The organism is Variovorax brevis (assembly GCF_030317105.1).
Lineage (GTDB): Bacteria > Pseudomonadota > Gammaproteobacteria > Burkholderiales > Burkholderiaceae_C > Variovorax > Variovorax brevis.
The window spans coordinates 931,913-953,904 of record NZ_JASZYG010000001.1; the positions used below are offsets into that span (position 1 = coordinate 931,913).

Consider the following 21,992-nt stretch of genomic DNA (forward strand, 5'->3'; position numbering starts at 1 on the left):
GCGCGAGGGCATGACGCCGGACCCGCAGCCGCACGACCCGGTGCGGCGCGTGTCGGTCACGCCGGCCGCGCAGGCGCTCATCGAGCGTCTGCGTGGCGAGCATGGACCGCTGATGTTCCATCAATCCGGCGGCTGCTGCGACGGCAGCGCGCCGATGTGCTTCGCCCTGGGCGAGTTCATCACCGGCGATGCCGACATCTGCCTGGGCGAAGTGGCCGGCACGCCCTTCTACATGAGCCGATCGCAGTTCGAGTACTGGCAACACACGCACCTCATCATCGATGCGGTGCCGGGAAACGGCGGCATGTTCTCGCTGGAGCGGCCGACGGGGCTGCGCTTCCTGACGCGTTCTCGCTTGTATGAGGATGCGGAATGGGCGGCCTTGCAGGCGCAGGGTTGGCCTGGCGATCAGGCGTAGGCCTTGTGTCCCGAAGCAACGATCCCGGCCAGCGCATCCACTGCACAGTCGACTTCGTCCAGCGTGTTGTAGAAATAGAAACTCAAACGGCAACTGGCGCCGATGCCGAGCGCCTGGTGCGCGAGCGTCGCACAGTGGCAACCTGCACGCGCCTCGACCCCCGCGCGGTTGAGCGCGAGTGCCAGATCGACCGGATCGTGCCCCGCCACGTTGAAGGCGACGAGCGCGCTGCGGCGTGCGGCCTCGCGGGGCCCATGAATCGTGATGCCCTTGATGGTGCCGAGCCGCTCGAGCGCCCTCGCCGTCAGTCGTCGGCACCATGTCGCCACACGGCCCATGGCGAACTCGACGGCGTGGCGCTCGATGGGCCTGTCGCTGTTGAAGTACAGCGCCCGCTCCGGCGTCGAAGCCAGGTCGACAAGCAGGCGCAGCGCTTGCGCCGAGACGATGGCGCCAAGGATGTTCGGCGTTCCGGCGGCGTACTTCCAGGGCAGCGCGTTGTAGTGCACGCTGTCTTCGAACACCCTCCCCTCGGCGACCATGTCGCCGCCGTAGAGGAAGGGCAAGGACGCCTCCAGCAAATGCTCCTTCGCGACCAGCACACCGACGCCAAAGGGCGCCAGCATCTTGTGAAAAGAGAAGGACAGATAGTCGACGTCAAGCGCCTGCACGTCGATGAAGCTGCCCGGCACGAGTTGTGCCCCGTCGATCAGCAGGCGTGAACGGCGCTCGCCGTCCGGCTGCACGTAGCCGCTGGCATCGGCGATGGCGCGCACCGCTGCAACCGGATTGCGGGTTCCCAGGAAGTTCGAGGCGCCGGTGCAGCACACGAGCTTGGTGCGCGCATCGACCAGCGACGCGAGATGGTCCAGGTCAAGCTCCCCTGTAGCGGGATCGAAGCGCGCAATGCGCAGCGCCACGTGCCGCCCGAACTTCGGCAGGATGTCGCGGCACATCGCATGCCAGGGCACGAAGTTCGAGTTGTGCTCCATCTGCGTTGCAACGACGTTGTCACCGTCGCGAAACTCGGTGAGCAGCGAGTACATGACCGTGTTGTGCGCCTCGGTCACGTTGCGCACCAGCACGATGTTGTTGCGGCTGCGCGCGCCGACGAAGCGCGCGATGTCGTCGTATGCCGCCTCGAAAAGACGCGTCGTTTGCTGCGATGCGCTGGACTGTCCGCGATGCACGTTTTCATATTGCGGCGCCAGCGCGGCGTAAAGCCCGAGCAGTTCGCGCGGCGGTTGCGTGCTGGCGGCGTTGTTGGTCGCGATGCGCCCCGCTTGGGGAAACACGAAGTGCTTCCGGATCGCCTGCACGTCCCACGCGCCGATCGACACGGCATCCGTGCTGCGCAAGGCGGCGCCCATCGCGCGACTCATGCCGGATTCCCCACGCTCTCCATGCGTTCGGCATCCCGCGCGCGCAGCACGCGGCGCAGCGGCTTGCCTGCGGGATTCCTGGGGATCGCGTCCACCGGCACCACGTCGGCCAGCCGCTTGCACGGCGCCACGCGCTCGGCAAACCACGCCTTCAGCGCCTCTGCATCGAGATCGCTGCGCGGCACGACCCAGGCCACCGGCAACTCGCCCGTGCGTTCATCAGGCCGGCCGATGACGGCCGCATCGGCAACCGCGGGATGCGTCATCAGCAGGGCTTCCAGTTCGGCGGGCGCCACGGACTCGCCATTCACCTTGATCAGCTCCTTGAGCCGATCGGTGATGAACACAAAACCGTCCTCATCGATGCGGCCGATGTCGCCGGTGCGGATCCAGCCGTCGGGTGTCAGGGTGGCGGCCGTGGCCTGCGGGTTGTCGAGGTAGCCCGCAAAGAGCTGCGGCCCGCGGAACCACAGTTCGCCTTGTTCGCCTTGTGTCACGTCGGCACCCGTGGCCGCATCGACCACGCGCGCCTGCGTGCCCGGCACCACCTGCCCGACCGAGCCGGGACGCAATGCGCCGCGGACGTCCACCAGCGTCAGCACCGCCGACACCTCCGTCATGCCGTAGCCTTGCACCGTGGGGCACTTCAGGCGCGTGGACACACGCGCTTCCAGCGCCGCGCCCATGGGTGCGCCGCCCGAACCGACGATGCGCAATGACGACAGGTCGAAGGTGCCCACCATCGGATGCCCGGCCAGGAACTGCATGACGGGCGGCACGGCGATCACATGCGTCACGCGATGGGTCGCGATGGCGGAAAGAAAAGCCTCGGGCTCGAAGCGCGGCAGCGTGACGAGCGTGCCGCCCGCAGCAAGGCCCGACAGCGTGGTGAGCACAAAACCCATCGCATGAAACATCGGCAGGAAGGCCAGCGACACCATGCCCTGCGGCCAGTCGCTGCCCTCCAGGATCTGGCAGACGTTGGCCACGATGGCCCGGTGCGTCAGCATCACGCCCTTGGGCAGGCCGGTCGTGCCCGAAGAAAAGGGCAAGAGCGCCAGTGCGTCGGGATCGGCTGGCACCTGCGGCTCGGGCCCTGTGCAAGCCAGCAGGCTGGCCAGCGATAGCGCGTCGCCCGCTTGGGCGTCGCCAGCCACGATGAAGCGCTCGCAGCCGGTTTGCGCCGCGGCCTGGCGCACCGTGTCGAGCAGCGGCGGCACCGTGAAGGCAAAGCGCGCTTTCGAATCGCGCAACTGTTGCGCCAGTTCGGCCGCGGTGTAGCCCGGGTTGGCGCCGCTCACGCGCCCGCCCGCCGCCATCGCGCCGAGCGCGACGATGGCCCATTCCGGGCTGTTGGGGCTGCAGATCAGCAGGGTGTCGCCGGGCCGGAATCCTTGCGCAGCCAGCCCCGCGGCGACGCGGCCGATCTGGTGGTCCAGCGCCGCGCAGGTGATGGTGCGCCCGGTGCTGGCCTCGATCATGGCCGGCGCCGCCGGACGCTGGCGGGCCGCCTCGCGAATGAACCGGGGCACGGTCGTCAAGGGCAAGGCGCGGGCCAGAGGCCGGCCCTCGACAATGCGGGATGCGTTGATCGACATGCTTTGACTCCTTTGGGGGTGGACGGACGCCTTGCAGCCATGCGGGCGCCCTGAAGACTTAGCATCGGACCCCGGCGTGTTTGCAGCGTGTTTGCAGCGTGTCCAGGGCGTGCCCCCGGCGTGTCGTGGGCTTGGCAAGGCGCAGATCGCGAGGCTGGAAGTGCAAGGATTGCGCGTACTGCTGTTGGGGCAAGGGCGGCTCGAACTGGACGGCCAGGCCCTGACGCGCCTGCTCGCGCCCAAGCAACAGGCGCTGCTGTTCTACCTGGCGGCAGTCGGTGGCCCGGTCGCCCGCACGAAGCTCGCCTCGATGCTCTGGAGCGAGCTGGACGACGCATCGGCCCGGTCCAATCTTCGCGGTGCGCTGTCGCGCTTGCGCCGCTGGCTGCCCGAGTTGCTGCTGGTCGATGCGCAACACATCGGCCTCGCCCCCGGCGCGGCATTGGAGGTGGATCTGCACAGCTTGTCGCGCGCCATGTCGACGCCCGACATGGCGCCGGCTGCGCGGTGCGGGGCGGCGGACGCGTGGCGTGGCCCGGTGCTCGACGGCTTCGAAGTCACTGGCGCGGAGGGTTTCGAGGAATGGCTCGCACAAGCGCGTCCGCGTGCGCAGCGCGAACTCCAGTTGCTGCGCCACGACCTGCTTCGCCGCAGCGAAGCCGCCGGCGCGCTCGACGAGGCCGCCTCGCAGGCCCGCAGCCTGCTCGACGTCGACGATGCGGACGAAGCGGCGCACATGGCACTCATGCGTCTGCTGGCCGCGACAGGCCGGCGCACCGCCGCCATCGCGCAATACGAGGCCTGCCGCGCTGCGCTGCTGCAGCGACTGGGTGCGCGGCCGTCGGCCGAGTGTTACGCGCTGTACACCCGCATTCACTCAGACGCCGCTGCGCCGAAGGCCGAACGCGCGCCGCCAAGTGCCTGCGTGGCGCCATCGGATGCGTTGGCCGCAGGGAATGTCGCAAACACGCCGCCGCTCGCGGGGCCAAGCGCGCCCGACCTGATTGGCCGCGATGCCGAATTCGAGCTCGCGTGCGAGCGATTGAGCGACCCGGCCTGCCGCTGGCTCACGATCACGGGCCCCGGCGGCGTGGGCAAGACGCGGCTGGCGCAGTCCACCGCTTCTGCATGGGCGCCGCGTTGCCGTCACGGCGTGCTCTGGCTCAGCGGCCGCGTGGACGGCGGTGGCGCGTTGCAAGACGCGGAAAGCCTGATCCAGCAGATCGTGGCGCGCACCGGCGCCGACCGGCACGCGGCCGGAGCGCTGTTGCTGGTGCTGGACAACCTTGAAAAGGTGCCGGCGGCGCGCGGCTTCGAGCCCATGCTGCGCGAGCGCGCACCCGGCGTGAAGGTGCTGGCCACGTCGCGCGTGCGCGTGGGTGGCGGGCAGGAGTGGTTGCTGGAACTCGGCGGGCTCGGCCTCGCGCCTGCGGCACGGCTGTTTGGCGCCGCCGCGCGGCGGCTGGTACCCGACTTCGACGCCGACGCGCAGTCCGAGTCGGTGGAACGCATCTGCCGTCTCGTGGGAGGCCTGCCGCTGGCGCTGCAGATGGCGGCCCGAAGCGTCCACACCGCCGGCGTGGCGCCCGTGCTCGAGCATCTCGACAAGGGCGACCCGCTGATCGACGACGACCGCGAGGAAGCCGACCAGCACCGCAGCCTCGATGCCGTGCTCGAAGACTCCTGGTCGATGCTCGATGACGAGGCGCGCGACACGGCGCTACGCCTGTCCCAGCTGCCGGGCGACTTCGATGCCGAACTGGCGCGCGTCATCGGAGCCAGCGACGCCGCGCTGGCCACCTTGCGCGCGCATTCCTGGCTGACGCGCAGCGGCGACGCGCAGGGCGACGGGCGCCTCGGCTTTCATCCCCTGCTGCTGGCGTGGCTGCGTCGGCACGCCAGCGAGTCTGTGGCCAGCCTCACGGTGATGGAGCAGGTCGTGCATTGGCTCGACGAGCGGATGCCGCCGGTCTCGCCCTTTTCCGATCTCGCTGCGGGCGATGAGGAGGCCGCAGTCAGGGCAATGACGCTGGCTGGCAGCGCCAGCGCCTCGGCACCGACCTTGATGGCTGCGGCACGCCTCGTGGGCACGAGCCTGCAGCCCTCGCGTGCGGCGGACTGGACCGATCGCGCCGTGGCAATGCTCTTGCACGCCGACCGGCAAGCCGAGGCCACGAGCCTGCTGGCGCAGGCGCTGATGAATCACGACTTGCCAAGATGGCAACACGTGGGCTGGGGCCTCCGGCGCGCTGAACTGCTCAACGGTTGTGGCGCCTCCAGGGCCGCGCTGCGCGGCTACATCCATGCACTTGCCGAACTCGGGCTGTGCAACGCCGACATCGAACAGACGCCATGGGCCGACCTCGTGCCCGCGGCCCGGCGTCTGCTTGCACTGGAGGATTGGCCGGCGCACGAACCCGCTCGCGCCGCATTTTCGGCCCTGGTCTTGCGCAGCCTCTACTGCACCATGGGCTTGCTGGTGTTCTCGCCTGACCAGCGCCCGCTGATGCGCATTTCCCTGGAGGCAGACGTCCTCTTTCGACGCTTGCGCCTGCATGGGGGTCTTCGCGTGGGATCGAGCGCACTGGCTGTCTCGACCGCAGGGCACCCTGCCCTCGCGCGACGGCTTGTTGCGCGGGCTCAAAAACTGCAGGCCAGCGCGCCGGCCACCGATCCGCGCGTGAGCGCCCTGTTCAGCGAAAGCCGCTGCGTCGTGCTCTTCGGCCTGGGCGACTGGGACGGCCTGCCGCAGGAACTGGAGGCATCGGCGCAGCAGTTCGCCCGCCTGCGCTGCGGCCGGCAGGAAATGAACATGCGCGCACTCTCTGCGAAGCTCGCCTTCTTCGAAGGCCGGCTCGATGAGGCCTTGCGGCGCTTCCACGAACTCGACGAACTCGCGCTGCGTCGCCCCGGCGAATCGTGGCGTGCATGGGGCCCCATCGGACTGGTCGAAGTGGGGCTGTGCCTGGAGCCGATCGACGACGACATGCTGCGCGGCCACTACGAACGCGCCGTGCTGGCCATGACCGAAATGGAAAACATCGACGCCGCCTACACGATGCGCCGTCTCGGCCTGGCCGCGCGCCTGGCCTGGCGCAGCGGCGATCTTGCAGCCGCACGGGCGGCGGTGCACACCGGCGTGGCGGCGGCCCGGCGCATGCAAAGCGCGTGGTGGGCGCATGAGGGTTACGCGGGCGTGGGCGACACCTTGCTGGCACTGGGCGCGCATGAAGCCTCCAGCAGCGGCGAGCAAGGATTGCTGGATGAAGCGTGGCGAGCGTTCGAGCCTGCGCTGGCACTGCACGTGCGGCGCTTTCCGCCGGCAGTGATCCTGCAGTTGCGGCTCCAGGGCGCACGGGCCAAGGCACAGGGACGCGTCGAGGAAGGCAACGCGCTCTTGAAGCAAGCGATTGCGCATGCTGAGCGGCAAGGCATGCGGGTTGAACTGGCGCGGGCTTGCCGGGCCGTGGAAGCGGCACCGCCCGACCCAAACCAAGCCGCATGCGCAGGGTCGGGGTCACATTGGGGACGCCGGATCTGAAATTCCACACGCTACGCTTGCGTAGCATGGCGGCTCCGGCGTTTTCCCGCATCGCGCGATTCAACGACCTGGCTTGCGCCGCCAACTCCCAACCCCCCAGACATTCACCAGAAAAGAAAGCGACATGAAGACCCGCATCACCGAACTCTTCGGCATCGAGCACCCGATCATCCAAGGCGGCATGCACTACGTCGGCTTTGCCGAGTTGGCAGCAGCGGTGTCCAACGCCGGCGGCCTGGGCATCATCACCGGGCTGACGCAGCGCACGCCCGAGTTGCTCGCGCAGGAAATTGCACGCTGCCGCGAGATGACCGACAAGCCCTTCGGCGTGAACCTTACCTTCCTGCCGACCGTGAGCTCGCCCGACTACCCCGGCTACATCCGCGCCATCATCGACGGCGGCGTCAAGGCCGTCGAGACGGCGGGAAACAACCCGCAGAAGTGGCTGCCCGCGCTGCACGAAGCGGGCATCAAGGTGATCCACAAATGCACCTCGGTGCGCCATTCGCTGAAGGCCGAGTCGATCGGCTGCGATGCGGTCAGCGTCGACGGCTTCGAATGCGGCGGCCACCCGGGCGAGGACGATGTTCCCAACTTCATCCTGCTGCCGCGCGCGGCCGAAGAACTGAAGATTCCCTTCGTCGCTTCCGGCGGCATGGCCGATGGTCGCTCGCTGGTGGCAGCGCTCGCGCTCGGCGCCGAGGGCATGAACATGGGCACGCGCTTCATCGCGACGCAGGAAGCGCCCGTGCACGAAAACGTCAAGCAGGCCATCGTGGCCGCAAGCGAACTCGACACGCGCCTGGTGATGCGCCCGCTGCGCAACACCGAGCGCGTGCTCAAGAACGCCGCCGTCGACCGACTGCTCGAAAAGGAGCGCACGCTCGGCGCCGCGCTGAAGTTCGAGGACATCATCGACGAGGTGGCAGGCGTCTATCCGAAGATCATGCGCGAAGGCGACATGGAGGTGGGCGCCTGGTCGTGCGGCATGGTCGCCGGCCTGATCCGCGACGTGCCGACGGTCAAGCAGTTGATCGACCGCATCATGGGCGAGGCCGAAGCGATCATTGGCGAGCGGCTGGCGCGCTTCGCCGCGCGCTGAAATCCGCGGCGGCTGGGCCTGAACGACGCCGATCCTGTTGCGCGTCAGATCACGCCGCCTGCCACGCCACGTTCGCCCCTTCGAACATCTTGCGCAGCCCGTTGCTCGCGGCCAGTTCATTCATGGCGGCCTGCAAGGCTTGCGCAAGCTCGGTCGCGTCCTTCTTGACGGCCATGCCCACCGCCCAACCATTGCGTGGTGCGCGTGGCGCTGGAATGGGCGTGATCGCAAACCGTGCATCGCCGCGCAGCACCGACTCCATCTCCGAGGCCATGCCTGCCGCCGCGGTGAACTCTCCGCGCTGCAACGCCCGAGCGGCTTCCGCGCCGTTCTTCCACTGCGTATCGAGCTGATCGCGATACGCCCCGTTGTCCGCACCGATCATGAGCCAGCCCGCCAGCGACTGGCCCGGCACCGCGACCCTGGCGTCGCCCAGTGCGGAAAGGCTGTCGAGCTTCGGCAGCCGGTCAAGCTGGCGCGCAATCACCACGCGCTCACGGTAGTAAGGCGCAAAGATGTTGGCCTGCGGTGTTGCGTCCATCAGCGGCCTATCCACCGGCACGTGCAGCAGCACATCCGCCGGGCCGTAGCCGAGGTAATGGCCCTTCCACACCATGTTGCGCAGGTCGTCGTTCATGTTCTCGTCGGCGTTGAAGGGCATGAGCGACGGCCTCACGCCCAGCGCCTGCGCAAGGGCTTGCGCGATCTGCACGTCGATGCCCTGTCCTGCGACGTTGAACGGTGGCATGTCCTGGTACACCGCCACCGTCAGCGTGCCGCGTTCGCGGACGCGATCGAGGGGCGCAGCAATCGACATGGCCGGCGCGCCCACGAGGCCCGCACAACCGGCGGCGCCGAGCCAGCGCAGGCATGTGCGCCGCGACGGCTTCTGCAACGCATTCACTGCGCGCCTCCCAACGGCTTGTCGCGACGCGTTTCCAGGTAGGCCTTGATCGACCAGATGGCCTCCTGGCTCATCACGCCCTCGAAGGGCGGCATGTAGACCGCGCCGTTGCGCGTGCGCCCGTGCCGCACGGTGGTCAGGAAGAACTCATCGTTCTCCTTCACGCAAGCGGCCTTGCGCTTGTCGTCCTTGGCCGTGGCGCACTCGTTGTCGAGCTTGCGCAAGTCGGGCGCGATGCCGCCTGAAATCGCCTCCAGTCCGTGGCAGCGGGCGCAGTTCTGGTTGTAGGCCGAGGTTCCGATCTTGATGGCGGCGTCGTTCGCGCTGTAGGGGTTGGCGGGGCGCCACTCCGTGCCAAGCGGCGGCAGACCGGTGGTGTCGACCGCCTGCGGCGTCACGTCGCCGTGCGCCCAGGCCGACGTGGCGGCTGCAAGGCAGGCCAGCGCTGCGATCCACACGCCGGTGCGGCGCGCGGCCGGGTGCCATGCGCGGGCGGGTTTGGGCCTGGTTTGCGCGGCGGTGAAGTTCATCTGCGTCATGTGGGTCTCCTGCTGTTGGGGTCGGCTCACAAGGCGCAAACGCCATGCCACGGCAATCTGTTGCAGGCGGGAACACTAATTGCGTACCATGCTCCAGCGTTGCGCCACATCAAGGCACAAGCTGTGGCAAAGCCGCATCCTTGACCGGAATGCGCGGCAAAACGGCAAAGCGCTGTTCCAGAACGAAGCAATTGAGACAACCCACTCCCGAACAGGGAGAGGAGCCCACGAGATGCCCTTGTCCCCCAGCACGTCGACCGCCGTCGCCCGGCCCCAGGCGTGGACCACCCCGGCCGCCCTCACCGTCGCGCACAAGGAACAGCGCGACGAACTGATCGAGCAGTGGCACCAGCGCTGCGCCGCCCTGGGCTTGGCCCGCGTCGAACGCCCGGACTTCGCGCCGCTGGTGCGCAGTGACCTGGCCGTGGCACGGGAGCGCAACCAGCGCCTGTTCACGCACGCGGCGCCAGTGATGGAGATGCTGTTCGAGCAGATTGTCGACACGGAAAGCATGATCGTGCTGGCCGACGTCGAGGGCACCATCCTTCATTCCGTGGGCGACGACCGCTTTCTGCAGCGCGCCGACAAGGTTGCGCTGGCACCGGGCGTGAACTGGGCCGAGCATTCCAAGGGCACGAACGCCATCGGGACGGCGCTCTTTGAAGAATCGCCCACGGTCGTGCACGGCGGGGAGCACTTCATTCACGCCAACAGCTTCCTGACCTGCTCGGCCGCGCCGATCTTCGATCCGCGGGGCAACATGCTGGGCGTGCTGGACGTGAGCGGCGACCAGCGCTCTTATCACCAGCACACGATGGGGCTGGTGCGCATGTCGGCACGGATGATCGAGAACCAGTGGCTGTCCGACGACTACGGCAACCGGCTGCGCCTGCACTTCCACCATCGCAGCGAGTTCATCGGCACGCTGCTCGAAGGCATCGTCGTCGTGGGTGCGGACGGCAAGATCCTGGGCGCCAACCGCAGCGCGCTCGACCAGTTGGCCCTGAGCAGCGCGGCCTTGCGCATGCACAGCCTCACGAGCCTGTTCGGCACCACCGTGCCGGCCATCTTCGACCACTTCCGCACGCCCCTGCCGGTGCCGATGATGCTGAACCTGTCCAACGGGCGGCAGTTCTACGTGAGCGCGCGTTTCAACGGGCCGCAGCGCTCGCTGATGGCTGGGTCCGGGTCCGAGGCGGCGTCGAGCCGCGACACTGCGGCCACCGGGCAGCCGACCCACACGGCGACCGGCGCGAGGGCCACCATGAACCCGGCCACCGACGCCGGGCTCGTGCCGGCCGCTGGCTTCTCCGGGCTGCGCTACCTCAACACCGGCGACGCGCAGGTCGCGGCGATGGTGCAGAAGGTACAGCGTGTGATCAACCGCGACATCCCCTTGCTCATCCTCGGCGAAACCGGGACCGGCAAGGAGTTGCTGGCGCGCGCCGTGCACCAGGATTCGAACCGCGCCAAGCAGGCTTTCGTGGCGGTGAATTGCGCGTCGATTCCGGAGTCGCTCATCGAGGCGGAACTGTTCGGCTACGAGGACGGGGCCTTCACCGGCGCGCGCCGCAAGGGCGCTTGCGGGCGCATCGTGCAGGCCAATGGCGGGACGCTTTTTCTCGACGAGATCGGCGACATGCCGCTGGCCTTGCAGGCGCGACTGTTGCGCGCCTTGCAGGAGCGTTGCGTGACGCCGCTGGGCAGCCTGAAGTCGATTCCGGTCGACATTGCCGTGATTGGCGCGACCCACCGCAACCTGCGCGAGATGATCAACGCAGGCACCTTTCGCGAAGACCTCTACTACCGACTCAACGGCCTCGTGGTGCGGCTTCCTGCGCTGCGCGAGCGCAGTGATCTCGCGGTCGTCGCGCGACGCATCCTGCTGGCCGAGTGCCCCACGGAGACGCCGGAGATCAGCCCGGCCGTCATGTCGATGTTCACCGCCTATGCATGGCCCGGCAACGTGCGGCAACTGTCCAACGTGCTGCGGACGGCGGCCATCATGGCGGCCGGCGAGGCGCAGATCGAGGAGCAGCACTTGTCGGATGACTTTGTCGAAGACGTGCGGCAAGCCGGGCCCGTGACGCCGCGGCCTGCTGCTCTGGCGTTGTCTGCTGCCGGGCTGGTTTCAGCGCCACCAGCGGCAGCGCCTGCGCTTGCATCGACTGCTATCGAAGCGATGCGCGCGGACCCGCCCGCCCCGCTCGAAACAGCGCCGCCCGAAGCTGCCGCGCCGCGCACGCTGGGCGAAGCGGAGATCGACATGATCCGCCGCGTGCTGGATGAGGCCAAGGGCAATATCTCCGTCGCCTCGAAGCGCCTGGGCATCAGCCGCAACACGATCTATCGCAAGTTGCGCTGGGGCAAGGGCGACGCCTGAGCGCCTGCTGGCGACCGCGTCATACCGCTGTGTGCCGGCACGGCGCAGGGGTGTGCCGTTGTGGAGCAGTGACCGGCGCAGCGGCAAGGGTTTTCCGCAGGGCATCTCAACGACGCCTGCGCCGTCCGCATTCACTTGTCGATCAAGACCGCCCCGGCGCGCCGACCCACGCCATGCACCAGCCGGGGCCCGCCACCTGCTTGCGGCCGAACATGGCGCACCCGCCCCAGGCGTCGGTGGCAGCGCCTTGGTACAGCCCACAGTTGGCACAGCGCTGCGCGGCGGCGTGCTTGGGATACTTCGCGGCATCGACCTTCTTCGTGTCGTGCTTGTAGCCGAGCGCCACGGCGTTCTCGTCGGACTCTTCGACCTGCGCGGCTGCCAGCGCCGCGATGGGAAGCGTCGCCAGCGCACAGGCGCCGACGCATGCATGCACGACAAAGACACGGCGGCCATTCGGTGTGTTGTGAGCAATGGATTTCACGCGCCTTCTCCTCTCAGTTGGCCGCAAGCTTCGCGTCGCCCGCGGCAGCCTTTTTGGTCGCGCCACCCGCCGAAGGAATCTTGAACACCCACACCATGCCGCCCTGCTCCAGCAGGTTGACCTTCTTGGCCACCTCGCCGCCCCACAGCGGCACGGCACCGCCCCAACCCGACACGACGCTCACATATTGCTCGCCGCCCTGCTGCCAGGTGACGGGCGGCGCGACGACACCGGAGCCCGTCTGGAATTCCCACACCACCTTGCCCGTCTTTGCGTCGGCCGCCTTCAGGTAGCCCTCGGGCGTTCCCCAGAACACGAGGTTGCCGCCCGTGGTCAGCACGCCGCCCCACAGCGGCGCAGTGTTCTTCACTTCCCAGACGGTGCGGCCGGTCTTGGGGTCGATCGCGCGCATCGCGCCGATGTAGTCGGGGTTGAGCGGCTTGATGGTGAAGCCCGCCCCCAGGTAGGCAGCGCCCTTCTTGTAGGCCACGGGTTCGTTCCAGATCTCCATGCCCCATTCGTTGGCGGGCACGTAGAACAGCTTCGTGTCGGGGCTGTAGGCCATCGGCATCTGGTTCTTGCCGCCGAGGAAGCCCGGTGCGGCAAACACGGGACTGCCCTTCGAGCCACCGTCGCCGTCCGTCGGGGAGCCGGGGCGGTTGTCGGCAATGAAGTTGGGCCGACCGGTCTTCAGGTCGATGCTGCTCGCCCAGGTGATCTTCTTGACGAAGGGAAAGGCGTTGAGCAACTCGCCCGTGCTTGCATCGTTGACATAGAAATAGCCGTTGCGATCGGCCTTGCCGCCCACGCGCTTGCCGTCCATGTCGAAGGTGACGAACTCGTTGACGCCGTCGAAGTCCCAGCTGTCGTTGGGCGTGCCCTGGTAGTGCCACTTGATCTGGCCCGTCTTGATGTCGATCGCGACGGTGGAGCATGAAAACAGGTTGTCGCCCTGGCGCAGATGGCTGTTCCACGGCGCGGGGTTGCCGGTGCCGAAGTAGGCCAGTCCCGTCTTTGCGTCGTAGGTGCCGCCCAGCCAGGTCGCGGCGCCGCCGGTCTTCCACAGGTCGCCGGGCCAGCTCTTGTTGACGGTGCCCGAGATGCCGTTCTCTTTCTTGTTGCCCTCCTTGTCGTACGTGTAGCCCATGTGGCCTTCGACGGTGGGCCGCGACCACACCATCGCGCCTGTCCTGGCGTCGCGTGCCTCGACGCGGCCCACCACGCCGAACTCGCCACCCGAGACGCCCGTGAGGATCAAGCCGTTGGCGATGATGGGCGCGGCCGTGGCGGAGTAGCCTGCGGCGTAGTCGTCGATCTTCTCTTTCCAGACCACGTCGCCTGTCGCCTGGTCGAGCGCCACCAGTTGCGCATCGAGCGTTGCGAAGATCACCAGGTTGTCGTACAGCGCCGCGCCGCGGTTGACCACGTCGCAGCAGGGCATGATGCCTTCGGGCAGGCGGTGCTCGTACTTCCACAGCTTCTTGCCGGTGGTGGCGTCCAGCGCAAAGATGCGCGAGTACGACGCGGTGACGAACATGCGGCCGTTGTAGATCACCGGCTGCGCCTCTTGCCCGCGCTGCTTTTCGCCGCCGAAGGAGAAGGCCCACACCGGCGCCAGCTTGCCCACGGTGGCGGTGTTGACCTGCTTGAGCGGCGAATAGCGCTGGCCCTGGGTGTTGACACCCCAGGTGAGCACTGATCCCTTGGTGGTGGCTTCGTTCTGGATCATCTGGTCGGTGACCTCGGCCTGCGCCGCGGTCGCCAGGCCAAGGGATGCGAGCGCGAGCAAGAGCTTCGAATGCATGGTGTCTCCTTCGAGGATGTGGGGGTGGGTTCGGGCGAACGCCGAGCCATTCGTGCGTCCGTCACATCCTTGAAAGGGCAAGCGTCATGCCACCCGGAAAGTGCTCCGTGGGCGCTGCAAAAGCGGGGCTTTGATGCAGTGACCGTGCGGGTTATCCCGTTGGATCGCTCCAGCTTTGCGCACGGCGGGATGCGCCAGCGTTCCATCGCGATACAGCGATGGATGCGGCGAGGCCCGCACTGTCCTATGCAATTCGAAATGGCGCGATCACAGCGTCAAGCGGCACGGTCAACCCAGCGTGAACGCCTCATGCACGGCGGACTGCACGCTCCCGCCCAGCACCGCGCCGCCACCGGCAACGTAGATCCAATCGCCAATGGCAGCCGCCCCGACGGCATGCCGCGGCGTCAGCATCGGCGCATGACGCTGCCATGTGTCGGCGGCCGGGTCATAGCTTTCCATCTGGCCGAAGACGGTCGCTTGTCGCGGCACGCCGCCGACCAGGTAGCCGCCCTCCCCGCCCATGGCGTAGAAGCGTCCGCGGTACACCACGAGTCCGTGGCCCGAACGCGCTGTTGGCACCGGCGCGCGCAGCTCCCATGTGTCGCGGGCCGGCAGGTAGACGTGATGAAGGTCGGTGTTGTATTCGAAGGTGTTGAAGCGCCCGCCGATGACGTGGATCTGCCCCGCATGCGCCACGCAACCGACGTGGTCGCGCGCACCCGGCAGCGCCTTGCGCTGGCTCCAGCTGTCGGTGCGCGGGTCATACACCTCGTGCCACGACACACTGGCGCGTTCGCTGGCCGGCTCCGAGGCGCCGCCGATCAGGTGCAGTTGCCCGTCCAGCATGACGGCGGCGGCGGCACCGCGCGGACGCCGAAGCGGCGCGATGGTGCGCCAGCGGTCGGCCGCGATCTCGTAGGCGTAGGCATTGGCATCGGACAGCCGGTTCTGTTCGATGAAGCCGCCGAGCGCATACACAAACTTTTCGTCCGATGCGACGGCCACGTGGTTGGCGCCGCGCGGCAGCGGCGCACCCTGCAGCCACTGGTCCAGCCTGGGGTCGTAGATGTGGTGGTAGGCGCGATTGACGGCCCCTTCCCCGTAGCCGCCCACCACATGCATGCGCCCTGCCGTCGCTGTCGCCCACGCCATCTCGCTGCGCGGCAGCGGCATGGCGGCGCGGCTTTGCCATTTGCCGGCGGGGCCCGGTGGCGCAGGGCTGTCGGTCTTGCGTTGCGACTCTTGCTCAGGAGTCAGGTGGTGCGGCACGCCGCCTTGCAAGCGCGCGTAGGGCTGCGGCGAAGACGGGGCGATCGGGAGTTCGCCATGCCCCGCGTGTGCATCGGCAGAGGGGCTGTTGCTGCCGCGCAGGTTGCTGCAGCCGCCGAGGATGGCGCTGCCGGCAGAGAGGACCAGGGTGCGACGTCGCATGGCGAGCAGGCTCCTTTCGGTGCGGGGATTCTGTCACCGGCGAAGTCTTTGGCATGCTCGCGAATTCACCACTTGCCTTGCATGGAGCCCCGATGTCCACCACCAACGACCTTCGTCCCTTCGCCTTCGTGCTGGCCGTGCCAGACCTGCAACGCAGCACGGCCTACTTCCGCGATGCGCTGGGCTTCACCGTCGCGTGGGAGCCAGAGCGCACCGACTGGCAACTGGTTCGCCGGGGAAGCGTCAGCATCATGATGGGCCATTGCCCGGACGCGCTGCCACCTGCGCAAACGGGCGACCACAGCTACTTTGCCTATCTGCACGTCGACGATGCCGACGCCTTGCACGGCGAATGGGTGCAGCGTGGCGCGATCGTGATGCATCCGCCCATCGATCGGGAATGGGGCATGCGCGAGTTCGCGGTCAGGACGCCGGATGGCCACCGGTTGATGGTGGGGCAAGTGCTGCAGAACTGAAGCCCTCCCCCTCGTCTCTTGTGTCGCGGTCACACGAAGCAACGTAGAGTCATTGGACACCTTCACGCCGCGTCTTTCTTGGGGCTGCGCCGGGGCTCCGCCCATTGCGTCAAGATGCGGATCGCTTCATCCGCCATGCGTTGCTCGGCCGGCAGCCTGCGCGACTGCAGGCTGGCACCGGCCTCCTCCCGCAGTTCATCCACGTCGATGGGATGCCTTTCACTCGCCGGCAGTCCCTCGAAGGCCACGCCCGATTGCGCGAGCGACGCGGCGTAGAAGAGCCGGCGAATGCCCACGATGTGCATGGCGGCCACGCAGAGCGCGCAAGGCTCGCAGGTGGTGTACAGGTCGCACCCCGCGAGTTCGACGCGCTGCAGGCGTCGGCAGGCATCGCGAATGGCCTCGACCTCGCCGTGGGAGGTCGGATCGAAATGGGCGACCGAATGGTTGAAACCTTCGCCGACGATCTTGCCGTCTTGCACCACCACGGCGCCAAAGGGCTCGGTGCCGGGCGTGTGCAGCGCCTCGGCCGACAGCGCCAGGGCGCGCTGCATGAATTCCTCTTGAAACATCCATCTCCTTTCGGGTGCGATCTCTTTGTCGCGCCCCGAAAGTAGCACCGTTTTGTTCTTAGAGCTTGATGCCCGCCGCCTTCACCGTCGCACCCAGCACCCCCACCTGGTCCTTGACGAAGGTGTTGAACATGGCCACCGATTCCGGCTTCCCCACGATGCCCAGTTCGGTGAGTTTCTTCTGCACGTCGGGCAGCACCAGCACTTCGTTGCATGCGGTGTTCAGCCGGGTCACGATGTCCGCCGGCAGCTTGGGCGGGGCGGACATGCCGAAGAAGTTTTCAAGCACCAGCTTTGGCTGGCCGAGTTCGACCATGGTCGGCACGTCGGGCATCAGCGGCGAGCGTTGCGTGCCCGTCACCGCCAGCGGCACCAGTTGCCCGCTCTTGAAGAAGGGCACATAGGAGGTAATGACGTCGATGCCCACCGGAATGGTGTTGGCGATCAGGTCGGTGGTCATGGGCGCACCGCCGCGGTAAGGCACGTGCACCAGATTGAGCCCGACCGTCTTCTTGATCAGCTCGCCGTAGATGTGGCCGATGGAACCGGGGCCGCCCGAGCCGAATTCCATCTGCCCCGCCTTGCGCACCGCCGCCTCGAACTCGGCGTAGGTCTTGATGCCCGAGGGCTTGCTCGCCATGACGACCAGCGGCGCCGCGCCCAGGTAGGCGACGTGCGTGAAGCCGGCCACGGGGTCGTAGGGCTGCTTGTCGAGCGCGAAGGGACCGAGCGCAATCGGCGTGGTGTTCAAGAGCATCAGCGTGTAGCCGTCGGGTGCCGCAGCCGTCACCTGTGCGCCGCCGATGGTGCCGCCCGCACCAGGCTTGTTGTCGACCACCACGGGCTGGCCGAGCTTCTTGCCCAACTGCTCGGCCATCACCCGCGCCAGCACGTCGCTGGAGCCGCCCGCCGGAAAGGTCACGATGATCTTGATGGGCTTGTCGGGCCACTGCGCGAAGGCGGGCAAGGCGGCGGAAGCGACACCTGCGGCGAGGATCTGGAGTGCACCGCGGCGGGTGGCGTGGAAGTTGTGGGTGGTCATGGCAGTCTCTTCTCCGTTGGCGGGCCTTTGCCTTCCTGGCTTGCCCTGCGATGAAAACGAACTCATAGCAGGAATCAGGCCCACCGCGGCCCCTCGGCGGCTACCGGAAAGCGGTCCCGGGCTGATGATCCGCCTGCTGCCGGAGCCGGTCAATTGCGGGGATCCGCCATCGCTCTGGTGATGGCGCCACGTCCGATTGCGCCGTTCCCTCAGCCTGACCGTCGCCGCTTTCCGGGCTCGCCGGAACAGGACGTTGCGCTCATGGCTTGGCGCCGGCGCTCTCGTTGCGGAACGCCGCCTCTCCGGCGTCGGAGATCTCGACCCACTTCTTGTCGGGCACGGCTTCCGCGTCGTAGTTGTCGTGCCAGTTCCACCACTTGTAGGTCGGCGTTTGCGGATAGCCCTCGGGCGAGTCTTCCCAGACTTCCTGCCGGCCCAGCGGCGTGATGTCGAGGTAGTTCCAGGTGCCGCCCATCTGCTCGTCACCGCGGTTGTTGATGAAGTAGGTGCGGAACACTCGATCGCCGTCGCGGAAGAACACGTTGGTGCCATGCCACTCGTCCACGCCGAAGTCGGCGTCGAAGCTGTCGGTGATGGTGAACCACGGAATCTGCCATCCCATGCGCGCTTTCAGGCGCGCGATGTCCGCTTGAGGCGCGCGCGAGATGAAGACAAGCGTGGTGTCGCGGGCGTTGAGGTGCGCAACGTGGGCGACCTGGTCGGCCACCATGGAGCAGCCGCGGCAGGCGTGATCGGGCCAGCCGAAGACGCCGGGTTCGAAGAAGGCGCGGTAGACGATCAACTGGCGGCGACCGTCGAACAGGTCGACGAGGCTGGCCTTGCCTGAAGGGCCTTCGAAGGCGTACGACTTCTCCACGGCCATCCATGGCATGCGCCGGCGCTCGGCGGCCAGTGCGTCACGGGCGCGGGTGTTGGCCTTTTCCTTGATGAGGAGTTGGTTTCGGGCGGCCTCCCATGCTTGGGGCGACACGACGGGTGGTGTGTGCATGGCAGACGGTTCGGCTTTGCGTGCATTGGTCATGACTGAAGCTCCTGATGGGGTGAATTCGCGACGCGTGGCGCAAGCGTGAATGCATGCGCGGCGCATCGCTCGTTGTCGGGCCAGGAAGTAGTTTCGTGCCGGTCGTCCTGCGCCGGGAGTAACAAGTTTGGCGGGATTCCGATGGTGATGTTGCCGGTGTCACCACCAGCCGGCGGATGCCAGCTCATTCAACGCAGGCCACCCATCCTCAATGTCTTGAAGGCGCCGCCGGCCCCGACCGCGCCAGGTCGACGAGCGTCACGCGGATCTGCTGCGCCAGTTCGCCGACGGCGGCGCGGACATAGATGTTTTGACGATCGAGCAGCTTGACGCCGTCGTAGGTCAGCAGCTCGTGCATCGCCGGGTCGGCAAACTCGGCCTCGCTGGCGACAAAGCCCTCCAGCATCACCGGGATCATGCGTTTGCCGTCACGGAATGCGAGTTCGATCTCCTGCCGCACGTAGGGCGACTTCAGCGTGTCCGCGCCGAGCACGCAGACGAAGACGGAGCAGTTCTCGATGGCACGCTGTATGCGCGCCGGGAACTTGACCGCGCCGTCGAGGCCCAGCGTATCGACGAAGGAGCTGATGCCGTGGTCGCGCTCGAGTTGATCGGACAGGAAGGCGACCCACCCCGAGCTCGTCTCGCGCCGGTAGCTGATGAAAACCTGCGCGCCGGCACCTGCGGACGCACCCGAGCGCAGCGCCAGCGACAGTTCTCGCCCGAAGTCCGCGATGCTGGCGTAGCGGTCCGCGGCACGCGCGGCAAGTGCGCGTTGCACGACACGGCTGACCAGCGGTGACAGCTTGCGCTGCTGGTGCGCGAGCGCCTGCTGATGCAACGCGATCGGCGCTTGCTGCAGATTGGCGGTGCGCGTCTCCGGTGTTTCCTGCCCCTCATAAGGTCGAACGCCGCCAAGAAGCAGGTAGGCCAGGACCGCCAGCGCATATTGATCGCTTGCCGGTTGCGGCGCCATTCCGTCCCATTGTTCGGGCGCCATGTACGCCGGCGCGCCCAGCAATGCAAGGCCCGCATTCTCGGGACCGGCGATCGCGAAATCAGTGACGTAGATGTTCGATGCCGTGTCAAAACACACCGCCGACGGCTTCAGGTTGCCGTGCACGACGCCGCTCTGGTGCGCGTGTTGCAGGGCGTCCGCGAGTTGCACCAGCCACCCGGCAATGGTTTCCGTCGCGATGTCGCGCGCGCTGTGCAACCGCGCCGCGAGATTGCCGCCGCCCATGATTTCGTAGGCGATGAAGGGCACGCGCGAGCGTCGGCCGCCCCGAACGACATCGGTCTCGCCGTAGTCATCGACGCTGCAGATGTGCGGATGCTGCAGTCGCGCGGCGATGGCGGCCTCGCGCGCGAAGTGCTGGCGATAACCGGGAAACGAGGCGTAGTCGGGTGACAGGATCTTGATCGCCACCTCGCGCCCCGAGCGCTTCTTGCGGGCGCGGTAGAGCACGCCCTTGGGACTCGCCTGCAGGCATTCCGTCAGGTCGTAGATGTCCGCCAGTTCGGTGCCGGTCAAATTCAGCGGGCCAGCGTCCTCGGCCAGTGTCAACGCAATGGTCGTGGAGCCGATGCGGATCAATGCCCCCAGTGGAACGGGGTAGTCCCGGCCGACGGCCAGGCGCCGCCCATTGACGTAGGTGCCATTGCTGCTGCCGAGGTCCCTGATGCTGATGCCTTCAGGTGTACGCTGGATCGCCGCATGGCGACGCGACCACTGCGGGTCGGGCAGGTGGAAGCCGTCCGTGTCGCGGCCGATGGTCAGTTCTTCGCCACCGAGTACGACCTTGCGGCCGATGTAGGCCCCGATGTCGGCAGCGGTGACGGTCAGCGCGACTGCCGGCGCGCTGGCATCGGCGCTTGTCCCATTCGCTGGCCGGGCGCTGCGAAGCAGGTCGACGTCAGCCCGCTCTCCGGCCCTGAACATCATCGTGCGGTCGTCTTGTGCCAAAGACCCGGACGGCGCCTGCCGCGCCGTTTCTGGAGCAGCCGACGCCGCTGAAGTGCCCAGGATCACGGTTCGCGCGGCGGCGACCGACGGCTGTATCAGCGACGGCTGCTGTAAAGACGGCGACTGCTGCATCGATGGCGGCGGCAGCGGAGCCGACACCCGCGGCGCGCGCCTGCCAACAATTGCGTGCCAGATCCGCATCAGCACACTGGGCGACTGCGCGGCCGTAAGCACGATGGCTCGTTCGAAAGGCAGTGAAGTTGAAACAGGAGATGCGACGTCGAAGCGCGGCGATGGCAGTGCAGTGCGCGCAGGCCCACCGGCGAGTACGGCGCGCAATTCCGCGACGCTTTGCGGCCGATCGACGGGCCGCACCTCCAGCATCCAGTCGATGGCCCTCAGGAATTCCACCGAGCATCCCGGCACCGCTTGCGCCGCCAGCCGCGGGTGACTGTCGTGCATCACGCGCGCGACCGATGGCTCGGGCGCACGCCCCAGCAGCACAAAGTGGAGCGTCGCGCCCAAGGCGTAGAGGTCCGTCCACGGCCCCTGCGACAAGCTGTCGGACTCCGCATATTGTTCGATCGGCGCGTAGCCGGGCTTCAGGATCGTCGTCAGCGCCTGCGTACGGTTTTCGATGACGCGGCGCGCCGCGCCAAAGTCGAGCAATATCGGACGGCCATCCGGGTCGACCATGATGTTGTCGGGCGCGATATCACGGTGGTACACCCCCTCGCGGTGAAGCATTTCGATGGCGCTCAACAGCGGATCGAGCAGCGCGCGAAGCCAAGACTCGTTGGCCGGATGCAAATGCTCGCGGCAAAAATTCCTCAACGTCATGCCGCGCAGCACCGGCATCATCATGTACGCGGTGCCGTTTTCTTCCCAGAAGCGGTGGACCTTGAGCAGCGACGGGTGGTCGAACCTGGCGAGCAGCTTTGCCTCGTTGACGAAGGACCTCAGCCCGACACTGAATGTCTCCGCCGCAGCATCGGAGCGTGGAGACACGTTGTTGCCCTGCGAGCGCGCTGCCAGCGACGCCGGCAGGTATTCCTTCAGCGCGACCTCGCGGTCGAGCGAAAGGTCATTTGCCAGATAGACAATGCCGAACCCGCCTTCCCCGATGACTTTCAGGATTTCGAGTTCACCCATCCGCGTGCCGGGGGGCAACGGGGCCGTTTCGAAGTGAGGCGCATCATTCACGGCAGCAGTCATTGGGTCCGTCACGCTTGCCGCGCACGGGGCAGCTACGCTACTTTAGCGGCGCTGCGTCGTTATGGCGAACCGGCCGTCGACCCGTGCTTC

General features: G+C 67.4%; 16 protein-coding genes. 5 read left to right on the plus strand and 11 right to left on the minus strand.

The annotated features are described in order from the left end of the window. Positions 1–10: 10 nt before the first annotated feature. The gene (locus tag QTI66_RS04010) at positions 11–418 is read left to right on the plus strand and encodes a DUF779 domain-containing protein (RefSeq protein ID WP_286557630.1); all 408 of its coding nucleotides are present in this window, start codon (positions 11–13) and stop codon (positions 416–418) included. Here QTI66_RS04010 and QTI66_RS04015 read toward each other — a convergent pair. Further along, positions 409–1,800 carry an aminotransferase class V-fold PLP-dependent enzyme gene (locus QTI66_RS04015; RefSeq protein ID WP_286557631.1) on the minus strand — a complete coding sequence of 464 codons (1,392 nt, stop codon included), beginning with the start codon at positions 1,798–1,800 and terminating at the stop codon, positions 409–411. The genes QTI66_RS04010 and QTI66_RS04015 overlap by 10 nt on opposite strands. Further along, positions 1,797–3,398 (minus strand): AMP-binding protein, encoded by a 1,602-nt coding sequence (locus QTI66_RS04020; protein WP_286557632.1) that lies wholly within the window; start codon positions 3,396–3,398, stop codon positions 1,797–1,799. Before QTI66_RS04020 ends, QTI66_RS04015 begins: the two co-directional genes overlap by 4 nt. A 169-nt stretch (positions 3,399–3,567) precedes the next feature. On the opposite strand from QTI66_RS04020, the gene QTI66_RS04025 reads away from it, so the two are divergent. Beyond that, on the plus strand, positions 3,568–6,939 hold the full coding sequence (locus QTI66_RS04025) for an AfsR/SARP family transcriptional regulator (protein WP_286557633.1): 3,372 nt from the start codon (positions 3,568–3,570) through the stop codon (positions 6,937–6,939). 124 nt (positions 6,940–7,063) lie between these two features. Beyond that, entirely contained in the window at positions 7,064–8,041 is a 978-nt protein-coding gene (locus QTI66_RS04030; RefSeq protein WP_286557634.1) for an NAD(P)H-dependent flavin oxidoreductase, read from the plus strand. Between the two features lie 49 nt (positions 8,042–8,090). Here the strand turns inward: QTI66_RS04030 and QTI66_RS04035 are convergent, their stop codons facing one another. Continuing rightward, entirely contained in the window at positions 8,091–8,945 is an 855-nt protein-coding gene (locus QTI66_RS04035) for a transporter substrate-binding domain-containing protein (protein WP_286557635.1), read from the minus strand. Further along, complete coding sequence (gene pedF, locus QTI66_RS04040) at positions 8,942–9,475, minus strand: cytochrome c-550 PedF (protein ID WP_444814945.1); 534 nt, start codon at positions 9,473–9,475, stop codon at positions 8,942–8,944. The genes QTI66_RS04035 and pedF overlap by 4 nt, the downstream gene beginning before the upstream one ends. Before the next feature lie 241 nt (positions 9,476–9,716). On the opposite strand from pedF, the gene QTI66_RS04045 reads away from it, so the two are divergent. Next, on the plus strand, positions 9,717–11,867 hold the full coding sequence (locus QTI66_RS04045) for a sigma-54-dependent Fis family transcriptional regulator (protein ID WP_286557637.1): 2,151 nt from the start codon (positions 9,717–9,719) through the stop codon (positions 11,865–11,867). A 142-nt stretch (positions 11,868–12,009) separates the two neighbouring features. On the opposite strand, the gene QTI66_RS04050 is transcribed toward QTI66_RS04045, so the two are convergent. The 3 genes from QTI66_RS04050 to QTI66_RS04060 form a co-directional block, all read right to left on the minus strand. After that, positions 12,010–12,351 (minus strand): high-potential iron-sulfur protein, encoded by a 342-nt coding sequence (locus tag QTI66_RS04050; RefSeq protein ID WP_286557638.1) that lies wholly within the window; start codon positions 12,349–12,351, stop codon positions 12,010–12,012. Positions 12,352–12,364: 13 nt separating this feature from the next. Further along, complete coding sequence (locus QTI66_RS04055; protein ID WP_286557640.1) at positions 12,365–14,155, minus strand: PQQ-dependent methanol/ethanol family dehydrogenase; 1,791 nt, start codon at positions 14,153–14,155, stop codon at positions 12,365–12,367. Between the two features lie 288 nt (positions 14,156–14,443). Further along, positions 14,444–15,589, minus strand: a complete 1,146-nt coding sequence (locus QTI66_RS04060; RefSeq protein WP_286557641.1) for a Kelch repeat-containing protein — start codon at positions 15,587–15,589, stop codon at positions 14,444–14,446. Positions 15,590–15,681: 92 nt separating this feature from the next. On the opposite strand from QTI66_RS04060, the gene QTI66_RS04065 reads away from it, so the two are divergent. Beyond that, complete coding sequence (locus QTI66_RS04065) at positions 15,682–16,065, plus strand: VOC family protein (protein ID WP_286557642.1); 384 nt, start codon at positions 15,682–15,684, stop codon at positions 16,063–16,065. 62 nt (positions 16,066–16,127) lie between these two features. Here QTI66_RS04065 and QTI66_RS04070 read toward each other — a convergent pair whose 3' ends face one another. The 4 genes from QTI66_RS04070 to QTI66_RS04085 all read right to left on the minus strand — a co-directional run bounded on the left by QTI66_RS04070 (position 16,128) and on the right by QTI66_RS04085 (position 21,890). Beyond that, positions 16,128–16,637: a nucleoside deaminase gene (locus QTI66_RS04070; protein WP_286557643.1), complete on the minus strand. Its 510-nt coding sequence runs from the start codon at positions 16,635–16,637 to the stop codon at positions 16,128–16,130. Positions 16,638–16,695: 58 nt separating this feature from the next. Continuing rightward, entirely contained in the window at positions 16,696–17,679 is a 984-nt protein-coding gene (locus tag QTI66_RS04075; protein ID WP_286557644.1) for a Bug family tripartite tricarboxylate transporter substrate binding protein, read from the minus strand. A 259-nt stretch (positions 17,680–17,938) separates the two neighbouring features. Next, positions 17,939–18,688: a DUF899 domain-containing protein gene (locus QTI66_RS04080; protein WP_286557813.1), complete on the minus strand. Its 750-nt coding sequence runs from the start codon at positions 18,686–18,688 to the stop codon at positions 17,939–17,941. Positions 18,689–18,929: 241 nt separating this feature from the next. Beyond that, the gene (locus tag QTI66_RS04085) at positions 18,930–21,890 is read right to left on the minus strand and encodes a protein kinase domain-containing protein (RefSeq protein WP_286557645.1); all 2,961 of its coding nucleotides are present in this window, start codon (positions 21,888–21,890) and stop codon (positions 18,930–18,932) included. Positions 21,891–21,992 lie beyond the last annotated feature (102 nt).